Genomic DNA, 13,667 nt, shown 5'->3' with positions numbered 1-13,667 from the left:
TAGAATGAAAATTGATTTGTGTTGAATAACGGACAAAAGAAATATTTAAAATTAGCAGGACTGGAACCCCTTGTGATTACTCCCGAGAGTAATTTTATCAATGTAGGGGAGCGTACCAATGTTGCCGGTTCCCGTAAATTCCTCCGGTTGGTCAAGGAAGATCGCTTCGAGGAAGCCGTCGAAATTGCCCGCGATCAGGTAGAGGGCGGGGCGCAGATCATTGATGTGAATATGGATGATGGTCTGATAGATGGTAAAAGGGCCATGGTAACTTTCCTGAACCTGCTGATGGCGGAACCAGATATTGCCCGCCTTCCCATCATGATCGACAGCTCCAAATGGGAAATAATTGAAGCCGGGCTGCAGGTGGTGCAGGGGAAGTGTGTGGTCAATTCCATCAGCCTGAAGGAAGGGGAGGAAACCTTCCTCAGGCAGGCCAAGCTGATACGCAGATACGGGGCAGCCATAATTGTGATGGCCTTTGACGAAAAGGGACAGGCAGATACCCTGCAGCGGCGGATAGAAATCGCGCGCCGTTCTTACGACTTACTGATAAACCAGGCCCGTTTTCCTGCTGAGGATATCATCTTTGACCTGAATATCTTTCCGGTGGCAACCGGGATGGAAGAGCACAAGCGCAATGCCCTGGATTTTATAGAGGCTACCCGCTGGGTTCGGGAAAACCTGCCACATTGCAGCGTAAGCGGAGGGGTGAGTAATGTTTCGTTTAGTTTTAGGGGGAATAATCCGGTACGGGAAGCCATGCATTCTGCATTTCTGTACCATGCCATAAAGGCCGGGATGAATATGGGTATTGTGAATCCATCCCTTTTGGAGGTCTATGACGATATTCCCGGGGAGCTGCTGGAACATGTGGAGGACGTGCTGCTCAACAGGAGGGAAGATGCAACCGAGCGCCTGCTGGAATATGCCGAAGGGGTTTCAGGTAGCCAGAAAACTCGTAAAGTAGATCTCAGCTGGCGGGAAGACTCTCTGCAGGAACGGATTACCCGGGCCCTGGTCAAAGGCATAGACGAATATATAGAGCAGGACGTTGAGGAGGCCCGACAAACCTTTAAGCAGCCCATTGAGGTTATTGAGGGCCCGCTCATGCACGGTATGAACGTGGTGGGAGATCTTTTTGGCAGCGGGAAGATGTTCCTGCCTCAGGTAGTGAAATCGGCAAGGGTCATGAAGAAGGCTGTTGCCTACCTCACGCCGTTTATAGAAGAGGCCAATGCCAAAGGCGGGGAATCCCCTAAAGCAGCTGGTAAGATCCTGATGGCTACCGTAAAGGGAGACGTTCACGATATAGGGAAGAATATAGTCAGCGTTGTATTGGCCTGCAATAATTACGAGATCATTGACCTGGGGGTTATGGTTCCACCCGAGAAAATAATACAGGCCGCCCGGGAGCACCAGGTAGATATCATAGGCTTGAGCGGGCTTATTACCCCCTCCCTGGACGAGATGGTTTTCCTGGCAAAGGAAATGCAGCGGCAGGGCCTGGAACTTCCCCTGCTGATTGGGGGAGCCACTACCAGCAAGGCCCATACAGCAGTAAAAATTGACCCTGAATACAAGGCTGCGGTGGTGCATGTAAATGATGCCAGCCGTGCAGTTACGGTAGTTGGTGATCTGCTGCAGAAAGAACAGGGTACCGGCTACAAAAAGGCGGTAAAACTGGATTATGAGTCCTTTCGGGAAAAGTTCCTGCAGCGAAAAAAACAGAAAACCTACCTTTCTTTGGAGGAGGCCCGTCTGAATGCGGCTGATATTAGCTGGCGCAAGGAAGATATTACGGTGCCCAGGCAATTGGGGATTCAACAAATCGATCAGTTTGAACTCCATAAACTCGTTCCCTTTATTGACTGGTCACCTTTTTTCAGGGCCTGGGACTTGCATGGAAAATTCCCGGAAATTCTGGAAGATGAACTTGTTGGAAAACAGGCCAGTGCCCTGTACAGCGATGCCCAAAAAATGCTTCGGGAACTGATTAGTCAGAAAAAGCTGGTGGCCAAAGCGGTGTTCGGGCTGTTTCCGGCCAGGCGACAGGGGGCTGATGATATTGAAATTACAGCCGGGGAAAAGGAAACTTTTGTTTTTCGGACCCTGCGGCAACAGGGAAAGAAGCGACAAGGTGTTCCCAATCTGGCGCTTGCTGATTACATAGCCCCAGCTTCCAGCGGGTTGCAGGATTACATGGGTTGCTTTTGCGTTACAGCGGGTTGGGGAGCTGAGGAGCTGGCCACAGACTATCAGGAGAAGCTCGATGACTACAACAGCATAATGGTGAAAGCCCTGGCAGACCGGCTGGCAGAGGCCTTTGCGGAATACCTTCACCGGGAAGTACGGATCCGTCACTGGGGCTACGCCCTGGGCGAACAGCTGGACAATGATGCCCTTATCCGTGAATCCTATACGGGAATAAGGCCTGCACCCGGATACCCCGCCTGTCCGGACCACCTTGAAAAACTTACTATTTGGGAGTTGCTGGAAGTGGAAGAGCGCCTAGGGGTGAAGCTAACGGAAAGTCTGGCCATGTGGCCGGCAGCCAGTGTTAGTGGCTATTATTTTGCACATCCGCATGCCCGTTATTTCGGCCTTGGAAAAATAGGGCAGGACCAGTTAGAAGATTACGCAGCGCGTAAGGGAATTTCCCTGGAGGAGGCTACCCGATGGCTGAGTCCGAATCTGGCGGAAGACTGAAAGAAGCGATGAAGGGCACAGAAATTTTATATATACCGATAAAATGAAAGTTACAGAACATATTAAAAAGGCAGGAGAAACCCTGTTCTCTTTTGAAATTATCCCTCCGGTAAAGGGGAAGAATATAGAGGAGCTTTACAGGAATATAGATCCGCTGATGGAATTCAAACCTCCGTTTATAGATGTGACCACTTCCCGTGAGGAATACGTGTATATAGACCGCGATGGTCTTTACGACAAGCGAGTCACCCGTATGCGGCCGGGAACACTCGGCATTTGTGCGGCAATCAAACACAAATACAACGTGGATGCCATCCCGCACGTACTTTGCGGAGGTTTTACCAAAGAGGAAACCGAATACCTGCTGGTAGATTGTCACTACCTCGGTCTGGACAACGTCATGGCCCTGAGGGGGGATGCCATGAAGGAAGAGAAATATTTTGAGCCTACTGCAGGAGGCCATAGCTATGCCTCAGATCTGGTAGCGCAGATTGTAAAGCTCAACAAAGGCAGGTATCTGCACGAAGTAATCGAAACCGACAATTGCCCGGATTTTTGTATTGGGGTGGCAGGCTATCCGGAAAAGCACCTGGAATCCCCCTCCCTTAAAACCGATTTAAAATGGCTGAAGCACAAGGTGGATCTGGGTGCAGACTATGTGGTTACCCAGATGTTTTTTGATAACCGCAGGTATTTTGAGTTTGTGGAACTGGCCAGGGAAATGGGGATAAAAGTTCCGATTATTCCAGGGATCAAGCCCATTGCAGTTAAACGTCACTTACAGCTCTTACCCCAGGTTTTCCGAACGGAACTCCCGGATTTACTGATAGAGGCCGTGGAGGGTTGCAGGGATAACAAGGCAGTAAGGCAGGTAGGGATTGAATGGGCTATCGAACAGTCCCGGGAATTGAAAGATGCAGGGGTGCCCGTCCTCCATTATTATTCTATGGGCCAGTCCGATAATATCAAGGCAATTGCAGAAGCAGTCTTTTAATATCAACCCTTCCTTGCCCTGAGACTTGACCCAAAAATACTACCTTTAGCCCCCATGAGGGGATGGATTTGGATCTTAGTCGGAAGCCTGTTGTGGATGAATGTAGCGTCGGCTCAGGTCCGGGAGACCTCCAGGTACCTGGATTTTAGTCCTTTCTATGGTTCGGTGCTGCTGCATAATACCGATATTTCTCACCTGATTGCTTCGCATCCTTCCGGCTTTGTCTTCAGCCTGAACAAAAAAACCTTTGGGGAGGAAAACTGGGAGTCCCTCTATAATTATCCCGATACGGGTATTTCCTTTGTTTACCAGGACATGCGCAATGCAACCCTGGGAGTAAACCTGGGGATTTACGCCCATTACAATTTTTATTTTCTCAGTCGCAAGCTGCAATTCAGGATTGGTCAGGGAATTGCCTACAATACCAATCCGTACGATGCCCGTGATAATTTCCGCAATAATGCCTATGGCAGTCATTTGCTGAGTTCCACCTATTTGATGTTACAGTATCAGCGTGAGCGACTTCTGGGACGCCTTGGGATACAGGCCGGAATCAACCTGGTGCACTATTCAAATGCCAATTTCCGGGCCCCTAACACCTCAACCAATACCATTGCGATCGGAGCGGGATTGCTTTACGATCTCGATCCGGAAATTTCCCCGGAATATATAGGATATGAAGCCAAAAAAGTGACGGAACCCATACGGTTTAACGGGGTTTTTCGCTCGGGTATCAATGAAAGTGACGTAGTGGGATCCGGACAATTTCCTTTCTATATATTTTCTGCCTATGCAGATAAGCGCCTGGGCAGGGTCAGTGCCATTCAATTGGGGACCGACGTATTTTTTTCCAACTTTCTTAAAGAACTTATTGGTTTCCAGAGTAATTCCTTTCCGGAATTAGGTGTGGATCCCGGGGCAGATTTTAAGAGGGTAGGCCTGTTTGCAGGCCATGAATTGTTTATAAATTCCCTGAGCGTTGTGACCCAGTTGGGGTATTATATTTACTATCCCTTTGATTTTGAGGGAAGGGTATACAACCGTATTGGGCTGAAGCGCTATTTTGGGCCGCGCTGGTTCGCCGCTGTTAGCCTGAAGTCGCACGCAGCCAAGGCAGAAGCCCTTGAATTCGGGATAGGGGTGAGATTGTAATGGAGTCGATAAAAGTTAATACAATGCGCAAAAAGATTTCTTGGCTTATTCCGGCTTTTATGTCCTTGTTCTTGCTGGGTTGCGGTGAAAACAGTCCGGACTGCTTCCAAACGACCGGGGACCGTATTAGCGAAGAACTGGTATTGCCTGCTTTCAGCAGCATCATCGTTTTTGAGAATGTAAGACTTGTTATTCGTCAGGGCCCGGAGCAGCTGGTGCGCCTGGAAACAGGCAGCAATCTCCGGGCAGAGGTTAGCGCAGCTGTTAATTCGGGGGTCCTTGAACTCCGCAACAGGAATGGTTGCAATCTGTTCAGGAAATACGGACAGACCACCTTTTACGTCACTACCCCTGATTTGACAGAGATTCGCAGCAGCTCGGGCTTGCCGATACGCTCAGAAGGAGCACTGGGGTTTACCGATCTCAGGCTGATTTCGGAGAGTTTTAATTTACCGGAGGCAGAGACCACTGACGGTTCTTTTGAGTTAACCCTGGATACTGAGGCCGTAAGCATCGTGGCCAATGGCATTTCTTATTACAACTTATCCGGCCAAACCGCCTCCCTGAACGTAACCATTGCAGCAGGAGACTCCAGGGTGGAGGCAGAGAACCTTGAGGCGGGCAATGTAAGTATTAACCATCGGGGCAGTAACGAGATACTGGTAAATCCGCAAAACCGGATTTCCGGGATTATCAGTGGGTACGGGGATGTGCTGAGTTATTCGCGTCCGCCTGAAATTTCAGTTGAAGAAACCTTCAGGGGAAGGCTCATTTTTGTCGATTAAACATGAACTTCATTCAGAAACTGCTTAAACGACTTTTTAAAAACGAAAAGGCCACTAGTAGCAACCCTAAAGTTATTGGCCCGGAACGGGCTGAGGAAATTTTAGAACAACTATACCTGCAGCAGAAAATACCCGGCCTCGCTATACAGGTAAACCGGGAGGGAACTCCTGTTCTGAATTATGGGATCGGGATGGCCAAGCTGGAAAATAAAATCCCTGTTGAGGCAGCAAAGACTGTTTTCCGGATTGCCAGTGTATCTAAACCCATTACGGCTACGGCCCTGGCCCGGATGGTGGCAAACGGATTGATTGATTTGGAAGACCCCTTACAAAAATACGTGCCCGAATATCCCCACAAAGGCATCCAAATCCGCCACCTGGCAGCACATACGGCCGGTATCCGGGGGTATAAAGGGAAGGAATATGCGCTTAATAAACCCCTGGATATAGAAGAGGGCATACAATTGTTCCTGAATGATCCGCTGGTATTCAAGCCGGGAAAAGGGTATCTCTACAACAGTTTTGACTCGGTATTGCTGTCTCTGGCTATGCAACGGGCCGCCGGTATGTCCTTTGGCGTTTTGGTCGAAAGGGAAGTGCTGCAACCCCTCGGAATGGATAATACTTTTGTTGAGGTCCCCGGGCAACCCGTTCCCGGGCAGGCCATTTGCTATACCCGTTTTGCCGGAGGCTTTCGACAGGCTACCCCTGTAGACAACCGATATAAACTGGCAGGAGGGGGATACCTTTCCACCGTTGGGGATCTGTGCCGTCTGGGGGAGGCATGTCTGAATGGGCGGATTGTACCGCAGGCGCTGCAAAGCAAGTTTACTTCAGCCCAAATGATAAAAGGAAAATCTACCTGGTACGGCCTGGGTTGGCAATTGGGTGAGGATATCCCCGGGGCTCCCTATTACGGTCATATTGGCAACGGGGTAGGAGCCTACAGCAATTTTTTTGTCTATCCGCAACAAAAAATGGTGGTGAGTATTTTGATCAATTGTACAGACCCCAAAGTGCAGCCGGAACTCAATGAAGCAATTGGGGCCTTGCACGATTTTTATTCTTTTCAGCCTTAATTGATTACGGTTTAAAGGCATTGTACTAAATTAAGGCTTTGAATCTTTTTCTCTATAAACCAACCCAAGATGAAAGCCAACAGATCAAGCGCATTTTTAGTATTACTCCTTTTAATGTCTTTCCTGCTACAAGCCCAGGAATCCGAAAAAGAAATTGCACCGGTCCCGGACCCCAAATCCTTTATTACGGAACACCAGATTGTAAATGGTGGAAAAACCATCCGATACAAAGCAACGGCGGCGGAGACCTACCTGAAGGATGATAAAGGGGAGGCGGTTGCCTCCATATGGTCTGTGGCTTATACCAAAACCGGTGTGACCGATCCCTCCACCCGCCCGGTAACCTTTATCTTCAACGGCGGGCCGGGCTCTGCCTCGGTATGGTTGCATATGGGCCTTTTCGGGCCAAAACTCGTTAAAGTAGTTTCAGACGCTTCCGAAGATGACGGGGCTGCACCCTATCCGGTAGTGGAGAATACCATGGGGATCCTGGACGTGACAGACCTGGTCTTTATCGATCCTGTAGGTACCGGTTACAGCCGGGTAATCGGAAAGGGAAAGGTTGAGGATTACTGGGGCCTGATGGAAGATGCGCGTTCCATTGCCTCTTTTATGCGGCAGTGGATCACCACCCATAAAAGGTGGTTTTCTCCCAAGTACATTGCAGGTGAAAGTTTTGGGACTACCCGGGCGGCGGCAGTTGCCAATGTTCTGGAAGGAGGCGGGCAAAATATGGCGCTCAACGGGCTTGTTTTAATTTCCCAGGCCCTGGACTACGGCGGCTCTACCTCCACCCATAATAATATTACTTCCTACATCACCTACCTGCCCAGTATGGCTGCCACGGCCTGGTACCATAAGAAGGCAGGTTCTGGCAAAAGCCTGGAGGAATTTATTTCCGAATGCCGGGATTTTACCTATAACTCTTATATCCCGGCCCTGTACAAAGGAGCCCTGCTCTCCGAGGCAGAATCCAGGGCTGTTGCGGAAAAACTGGCTTATTTCACCGGTCTGGATGCCGGCTATATCGAAACTGGAAACCTCCGTATCCTGATGCCGCGTTTTCAGAAAGCCCTGCTGGCTGATCAAAACCTGGCAGTAGGCCGGCTGGATGGCCGTTTTATGGGCCCGGAAATAGACCCCTATTCAGACGGTCCGCATCTGGGGGACCCGGCGAGTTACCAAATTGGAGCTGCCTATACGGCTTCCCTGAACCACTATCTGGCAAAGGAGTTAGGGGTGGAAATGGACCGTCCCTACCTTACCTCCAATGGGGCGATCGGGCAGAAGTGGAAATGGCGGCCGGTACCGGAAGGGCGCTACTGGGAACCTTCTATGGTTAATGTGGCCCCGCAATTGGGGGAGACCATGCGGCGTAATCCTGATATGAAGATTATGGTGGCTAATGGGTACTATGATCTGATCTGCCCCTTTTTCGACGCAGAGTATACCTTTTCCCGTAATGGGATTGACCCGGAAAAAGTAGAGATGAGGTATTATGAAGCCGGACATATGATGTACACCCACCAGCCGGATTTTGAAAAGCTCATAATAGATATCCGCCAGTTTTTAACAGCAGAATAAATAAGCAAGTGACCAGGGTAAAGGCATGTTCAGGATTTTTAGAAATATCAGGAAACAACTTATGGAAGGCCAAAAAACCACACAGTATCTGGGTTACGCCCTTGGCGAGATAGTCCTGGTAGTTTTCGGGATCCTGATCGCCCTTTGGATCAGCAATTGGAACGAGGACCGAAAAGCGTGGGAATTTGAGAGGGAAATGCTGGCCCAGGTCCGAAGCAACCTCGTCATAGACCGGGACAACCTGAGCGGGATCATTACAAATGCCCGAAGGGCTATCCGCTCCAGCAACAAGATCCTGGCGCTTGAACCCAACAGCAACCCCCCTGACAGCCTTAAATACTGGCTGGGTGAGATTGCGCAGTTTGGTCGGTTCCTTCCCCTGACCAATGCCTATGAGGTCCTAAAATCCAAAGGGCTGGACCAGGTCTCCAATAAGGAGCTTAGGTTGCTCCTGGGGACTTATTACGATAATATGGTTTACGCTATCCGGGATGCCAATGAGGATATTAAATACACTTTTAAGATTGATTGGTTACCGGTCATGAAAGAAGATATTGTAGATTTTAAGTTCGGGCATTATTTAGTTTTGGAAGACATGCAAGAGTTTACCGAAGCGGGGGATTTGAGGAATATACTGATCATGAATATCGACAATTATCAGGGGAGTATCGATTATATGGAAAACGGCCTGGAAGTTATTGAAAAAATCAACCGCATTATCGACCGGGAAATCGGAAAGGAATAACAAAAGCAGCATATGGAGAAAATCGGAATTCAGGGAATTTGCTACGATGCGGGTTCTTCCTTTCAGCAAGGGCCTGCCAAAGCACCGCCGCTGATCAGGAAGGCCCTGCAGTCTGGTGCCATGAACCATTATTCAGAAAAAGGATTTGAGTTTGGCTCAAACAGCATAGAGGAACTCGGAGATACGCATCCCAAAAACTACATGGATATTTACACCCGAACGGCGGAACACCTCAAAAAGATGAAGAAGCTGATCACTCTGGGAGGGGACCATTCCATTACTTATCCCATTATGAAGGCTTACGCCGAAAAATATCCCAAACTGGCCATATTGCAAATCGATGCGCATCCGGACCTCTACGACCATTACGAGGGCGACCCGCATTCCCACGCCTGCCCTTTTGCCCGTATAATGGAAAATAAACTCTGTGCCCGTTTGGTTCAGGTAGGCCTGCGCTGTTTTAACCCACATCAACGAAATCAGGCCGTAAAATACGGAACAGAAATTATTGAGATGAAAGACTGGATGCAGGGAAAATTAGGCCCGTTTAATTACCCGCTTTATATTTCCCTGGACCTGGATGCCCTGGACCCCGCATACGCCCCCGGGGTTTCCCACCAGGAGCCGGGAGGATTCTCCTCCCGACAACTCATTAATCTGATTCAGGGCCTTGATGCCGAAGTAGTGGGAGCCGACATAGTGGAATACAATCCGGACAGGGACAACGGAATGCAAACAGCTTATGTGGCGGTTAAACTCCTCAAGGAACTGGCCTGGAAAATTAACAGGGGGTATTGAGTATCAGGCATTGGTCAGGATAAGATGGTCCATAAGTTGTAAGGATTACCTACATTTAATTGGAACGTAAATTAAATCAAAATGAAACTGGGAGCATTTTAAATCAGCCTGGCGGTAACGGACCTGCAGGCCTCAAAAGCCTTTTATGAACAACTGGGTTTTTCCGTATTTGCCGGGCAGGCAGAACACCATTACCTGATCATGAAAAATGGTCAGACACTAATAGGCTTGTTTCAGGGCATGTTTGAGCAAAATATACTGACCTTCAACCCGGGCTGGGACCAGGATGCGGCTGCCTTAAAACAATTCGAGGATGTCCGGGAAATTCACGGACATCTTAAAAAGGCCGGAATCCCGACCCAACAGGAAAAGCTGGAAAACCCGCAAGGCCCGGGAAGTTTTGCGATACAGGACCCCGATGGCAATACCATCCTAATAGACCAGCACGTTTGAGGACAGGCTTTTATGCGGCCGGCCCCCAACTAACATTAATCAGTTTTTCTAAGTTGCGGATTGACTAATTTAGAGAGTTGCCTAACACGCAGTGCAATCCCTTCACAATGGAAAACCTGGAATACCTCTTTCAATGGATGGAATCGCATCCTACTGCAGCAGCCCTGATCAAGTACGTTTTTTGGGTCGTTGTAGTACTCGGTCTAATCCAGTATTTACGGATGTTGCTGCGGAAAAATATAACAGATTCCAATGTCCGTTATAAATCTCAGAAGGGTGTAGAGGTTTTTGGATATCTCTTGCTCCTGATCCTGACCGTTTCTTATTTTACGGGGAACATTAAGGATGTTGCCCTGGCTATAGGACTTTTTACAGCGGGCATCACCATCACCCTGCAGGAATTGATCCTCAGTATTGCCGGTTCGGTTTACATCTTCCTTGTAAAGGTATACCAGCCCGGAGACCGTATTGAGATAAATAAAATAAAGGGAGATGTGATTGATATCGACAGTATTTACACCACCATGATGGAAATCGGGGAGTGGGTAAGCAGCGATAATTACAGTGGACGGATCGTAAAACTCAGCAATGCCTTTGTATTCCGCGGTCCAGTATACAACTATTCCCGCGATTTTCCCTTTATCTGGGATGAATTCAACCTGCCCATACGTTATGGTTCGGACCGGGAACTGGCCAAGAAACTCATCCTCAAAATAGCTTCAGAGGAATTGTCTTCTTATGTACATCAGTCTGAAGAGCAATGGAAAGCGGTAGTTGGACGCTATTATATAGAAGATGCAAAGGTGGCTCCCAGCCTGGCTATAACCCTTACGGATAACTGGATTCAGTTTAACCTCCGGTATATTGTAGATTATAAAAAGCGCCGTATTACCAAACACCGCCTCAATGAGTTGATCGCAAAAGCCATTGAACAGACCGGCGGCAAGGTGGTCCTTGCCTCCGCTACCTTTGAAATTGTTCGCGTTCCGGTACTCCAGCTGGATTCCGAAAATGACAAAAAATAGGGGGCCTATTAGCCCCCTATAATAAAACTTTTATTTACCTAAAGTGCCAGCAGCAGCCCAACATTGATATTCCCCCAGGTAGCGGCATCCAGTACCGTTTCATAGGAGGCATTCAACTCCAGGATATCCAGGATGTCTATCCCCACCAAGGGACGAAAATAGAAACCACCGTCGAGAAAATCAGAAATCCCAACGGCATATCCGGCATCCACCCCACCGGTCAGAACCCCGAAAAGGGTTAAACGGGCAGCACCCCCAATAGGAAGGAAAGTACCATCGTCAATTGAAATGCCCGGAGAGATTTCATCCCCGAAATAATTGCGGATACCTACGGTTGGCCCAAAGTTCACAATCGCATCTTCACTTTCGAACATGTAGTACACATCCGCCCCCAGCATGAAGTTGGAGATGTCTGCAGCATCGGCCGTGGGGATACCGGCTACCGCGCCAATTTTAAATACACCCTGTGCCTGCAGGCCGTTGAAAGCCACAATGGCAAGAAGGGAAAGCAGTAATTTTTTCATCTCGTTGAATGTTTAAGTTACACATACTAAGTTAGTTAAATATTTTATATTCAGAATAATCTTTCAAAACCCCCGGAATTATCGGCTTTCATATCCGGTATAAGTGCTATCTTGGAAGCGTAAAGATCAGCCGGCATGCCCTATACCTATCCTGATTTTGTGACTCGCATTCAAATTGATGAGGTGCCCAATAAACGCCTTGCACTGCAAATTAGATTAAAGGGCAATGGAAAGAAAAAGCTCCTGGTGATACAGAAAAACCCCAGCAGGGCCAACAGTAGTATCTCTGACCATACCGTTAACCGTGTCCTTCATTATTGCAATCGAAACAAAGACTTGTATCCACAGCTAAAGGAGGTTGGTAATTTGGTATTCCTTAACCTGATCCCTTACTATCTTACCGATTCCAGGAAGCTGCGCAAGCTGCCTTTTAAAATTGAGGATACAGAAAATATGAAAAGGGTGGAACATGCCATAAAGACATCCGATTATGGTATTCTGGCCTGGGGGAATCCTCCGCTTGGACTGAAAGCGGAGTACGAGAAGCTGAAAACAGCCGTATACGTTTTTCTGGACACCTACAGCCTGCAATCCTTCTATGTGGGCTCGCTCTCTGCTTCAGGAAATCCCAAACATGGACAGATTTGGGGATATTCGGATACGCTTATACCGTGGACTCCTCCTGGATCCTCCTGATTCAATGAAGCATTTCATTACCAGAGATCCCTCAGTGGGATATCAGATTCCCTAATTGCAGCTCCAATTTTAACGCATCTCAAAGAGGTTCCCGGACATTTCTTATTACTTTTAATTTCAAATTTCAAAAGATATGAAACCACTTTTTATCTCAGTTTTTTTGTTGACAACAATAGCCTATACTCATGCCCAGCAGAAGAATTTCCTGGACCAGCCCTATCTGGAAACATCGGCCCGAAAGGACAGCCTGGTTACCCCGGACCGTCTCTATTTTTCAATCCTCCTTCAGGAAAGCGATACCAAGGGGCGGGTCAGCCTTGAAGAACTGGAACAAAAAATGGCACAACGCTTAACGGCTATTGGGATTGATTTGCAAAAACAACTGGAGGTGGCAGATCTCTCCAGTGATTTCAGGAAGTATTTTCTGCGCAAGCAGGACATCCTCAAGGAAAAAGCTTTTCAACTGGTGGTCTATACTGCCGCCCAGGCAGGGCAGGCCTTATATGAGCTCGAGCAAATCGGGATATCTAACATCAATCTGTTTAAGACAGAATATTCCAAAATGGAGGAGCTCAAACTCAGCCTCAGGGCACTGGCCGTGAGCCGGGCCCGGCAACAGGCTGAAGTTATGACAAATGCCCTTGGCCAACCCCTTGGGAAGGCCATTTATATTTCGGATAACGAGCCCATGATCTATGGCAATGTGCAGAGAGGCCTGCAGGAAGTAGTTATGACAGGAATGGCCAATACCAAAGAAGCCTACACGCCTATAGCTTCTGAATTTAAAAAGATCCGGGTGGAGGCAATTGTACAGTTGAAGTTCCTCTTGGAATAAGCGGGAAAAGATGCATAAAACCATATTAATTTGTCTCTGTTTTATGACTGTTAATGCAATAGCCCACGATCTGGAGTGCCACCGCTGGAAGGAGCGGCTGCTTATCCTTTACAGCCCGGATCAACAGAATAAAAGCTACCTGCAGCAATTGGAGGAAGTCAGCAAGGCAGCCAAAGGACTTGCAGAGCGAAAGGTGGTGGTATATAGAGTGCTGCCCGATTATTACATAAAAGGTTTGCAGTCAACTAAAAAAAGCAGGTCAGCAGCCGGCCGGTAACTGTCTTCGCC

General features: G+C 48.3%; 14 protein-coding genes. 13 read left to right on the top strand and 1 reads right to left on the bottom strand.

Annotated elements, in window-relative coordinates:
* Positions 1–18: 18 nt before the first annotated feature.
* The 10 genes from metH to ACT6NV_RS02455 all read left to right on the top strand — a co-directional run bounded on the left by metH (position 19) and on the right by ACT6NV_RS02455 (position 11,324).
* Positions 19–2,709, top strand: coding sequence for a methionine synthase (metH, locus tag ACT6NV_RS02500; protein ID WP_445385695.1), 2,691 nt, complete (start codon positions 19–21; stop codon positions 2,707–2,709).
* A gap of 43 nt (positions 2,710–2,752) precedes the next feature.
* A complete protein-coding gene (gene metF / locus ACT6NV_RS02495; protein ID WP_445385694.1) occupies positions 2,753–3,703 on the top strand; it encodes a methylenetetrahydrofolate reductase [NAD(P)H] in 951 nt (316 codons plus the stop codon).
* Between the two features lie 96 nt (positions 3,704–3,799).
* Positions 3,800–4,855 (top strand): acyloxyacyl hydrolase, encoded by a 1,056-nt coding sequence (locus ACT6NV_RS02490; protein ID WP_445386658.1) that lies wholly within the window; start codon positions 3,800–3,802, stop codon positions 4,853–4,855.
* Between the two features lie 59 nt (positions 4,856–4,914).
* Complete coding sequence (locus ACT6NV_RS02485) at positions 4,915–5,640, top strand: head GIN domain-containing protein (RefSeq protein ID WP_445385693.1); 726 nt, start codon at positions 4,915–4,917, stop codon at positions 5,638–5,640.
* Positions 5,641–5,642: 2 nt separating this feature from the next.
* Entirely contained in the window at positions 5,643–6,719 is a 1,077-nt protein-coding gene (locus ACT6NV_RS02480) for a serine hydrolase domain-containing protein (RefSeq protein WP_445385692.1), read from the top strand.
* Between the two features lie 69 nt (positions 6,720–6,788).
* Positions 6,789–8,303 (top strand): S10 family peptidase, encoded by a 1,515-nt coding sequence (locus ACT6NV_RS02475; protein ID WP_445385691.1) that lies wholly within the window; start codon positions 6,789–6,791, stop codon positions 8,301–8,303.
* A gap of 61 nt (positions 8,304–8,364) precedes the next feature.
* Positions 8,365–9,048 (top strand): DUF6090 family protein, encoded by a 684-nt coding sequence (locus ACT6NV_RS02470; RefSeq protein WP_445385690.1) that lies wholly within the window; start codon positions 8,365–8,367, stop codon positions 9,046–9,048.
* Between the two features lie 12 nt (positions 9,049–9,060).
* On the top strand, positions 9,061–9,846 hold the full coding sequence (gene speB, locus ACT6NV_RS02465; protein WP_445385689.1) for an agmatinase: 786 nt from the start codon (positions 9,061–9,063) through the stop codon (positions 9,844–9,846).
* Between the two features lie 102 nt (positions 9,847–9,948).
* Positions 9,949–10,299: a VOC family protein gene (locus ACT6NV_RS02460; protein ID WP_445386657.1), complete on the top strand. Its 351-nt coding sequence runs from the start codon at positions 9,949–9,951 to the stop codon at positions 10,297–10,299.
* Between the two features lie 107 nt (positions 10,300–10,406).
* Complete coding sequence (locus tag ACT6NV_RS02455; protein ID WP_445385688.1) at positions 10,407–11,324, top strand: mechanosensitive ion channel family protein; 918 nt, start codon at positions 10,407–10,409, stop codon at positions 11,322–11,324.
* Between the two features lie 38 nt (positions 11,325–11,362).
* On the opposite strand, the gene ACT6NV_RS02450 is transcribed toward ACT6NV_RS02455, so the two are convergent.
* The gene (locus tag ACT6NV_RS02450; RefSeq protein ID WP_445385687.1) at positions 11,363–11,848 is read right to left on the bottom strand and encodes a hypothetical protein; all 486 of its coding nucleotides are present in this window, start codon (positions 11,846–11,848) and stop codon (positions 11,363–11,365) included.
* A 135-nt stretch (positions 11,849–11,983) separates the two neighbouring features.
* Between ACT6NV_RS02450 and ACT6NV_RS02445 the strand changes: the two genes are divergently transcribed.
* The 3 genes from ACT6NV_RS02445 to ACT6NV_RS02435 all read left to right on the top strand — a co-directional run bounded on the left by ACT6NV_RS02445 (position 11,984) and on the right by ACT6NV_RS02435 (position 13,656).
* A complete protein-coding gene (locus ACT6NV_RS02445) occupies positions 11,984–12,544 on the top strand; it encodes a DUF1643 domain-containing protein (RefSeq protein WP_445385686.1) in 561 nt (186 codons plus the stop codon).
* 133 nt (positions 12,545–12,677) lie between these two features.
* Positions 12,678–13,379 carry an SIMPL domain-containing protein gene (locus tag ACT6NV_RS02440; protein ID WP_445385685.1) on the top strand — a complete coding sequence of 234 codons (702 nt, stop codon included), beginning with the start codon at positions 12,678–12,680 and terminating at the stop codon, positions 13,377–13,379.
* Positions 13,380–13,422: 43 nt separating this feature from the next.
* Positions 13,423–13,656 carry a DUF4174 domain-containing protein gene (locus ACT6NV_RS02435; protein WP_445385684.1) on the top strand — a complete coding sequence of 78 codons (234 nt, stop codon included), beginning with the start codon at positions 13,423–13,425 and terminating at the stop codon, positions 13,654–13,656.
* The last annotated feature ends 11 nt before the right edge of the window (positions 13,657–13,667 follow it).

This window comes from Robiginitalea insularis (assembly GCF_052497835.1).
This window is presented reverse-complemented; position numbering and strand designations above follow the sequence as displayed.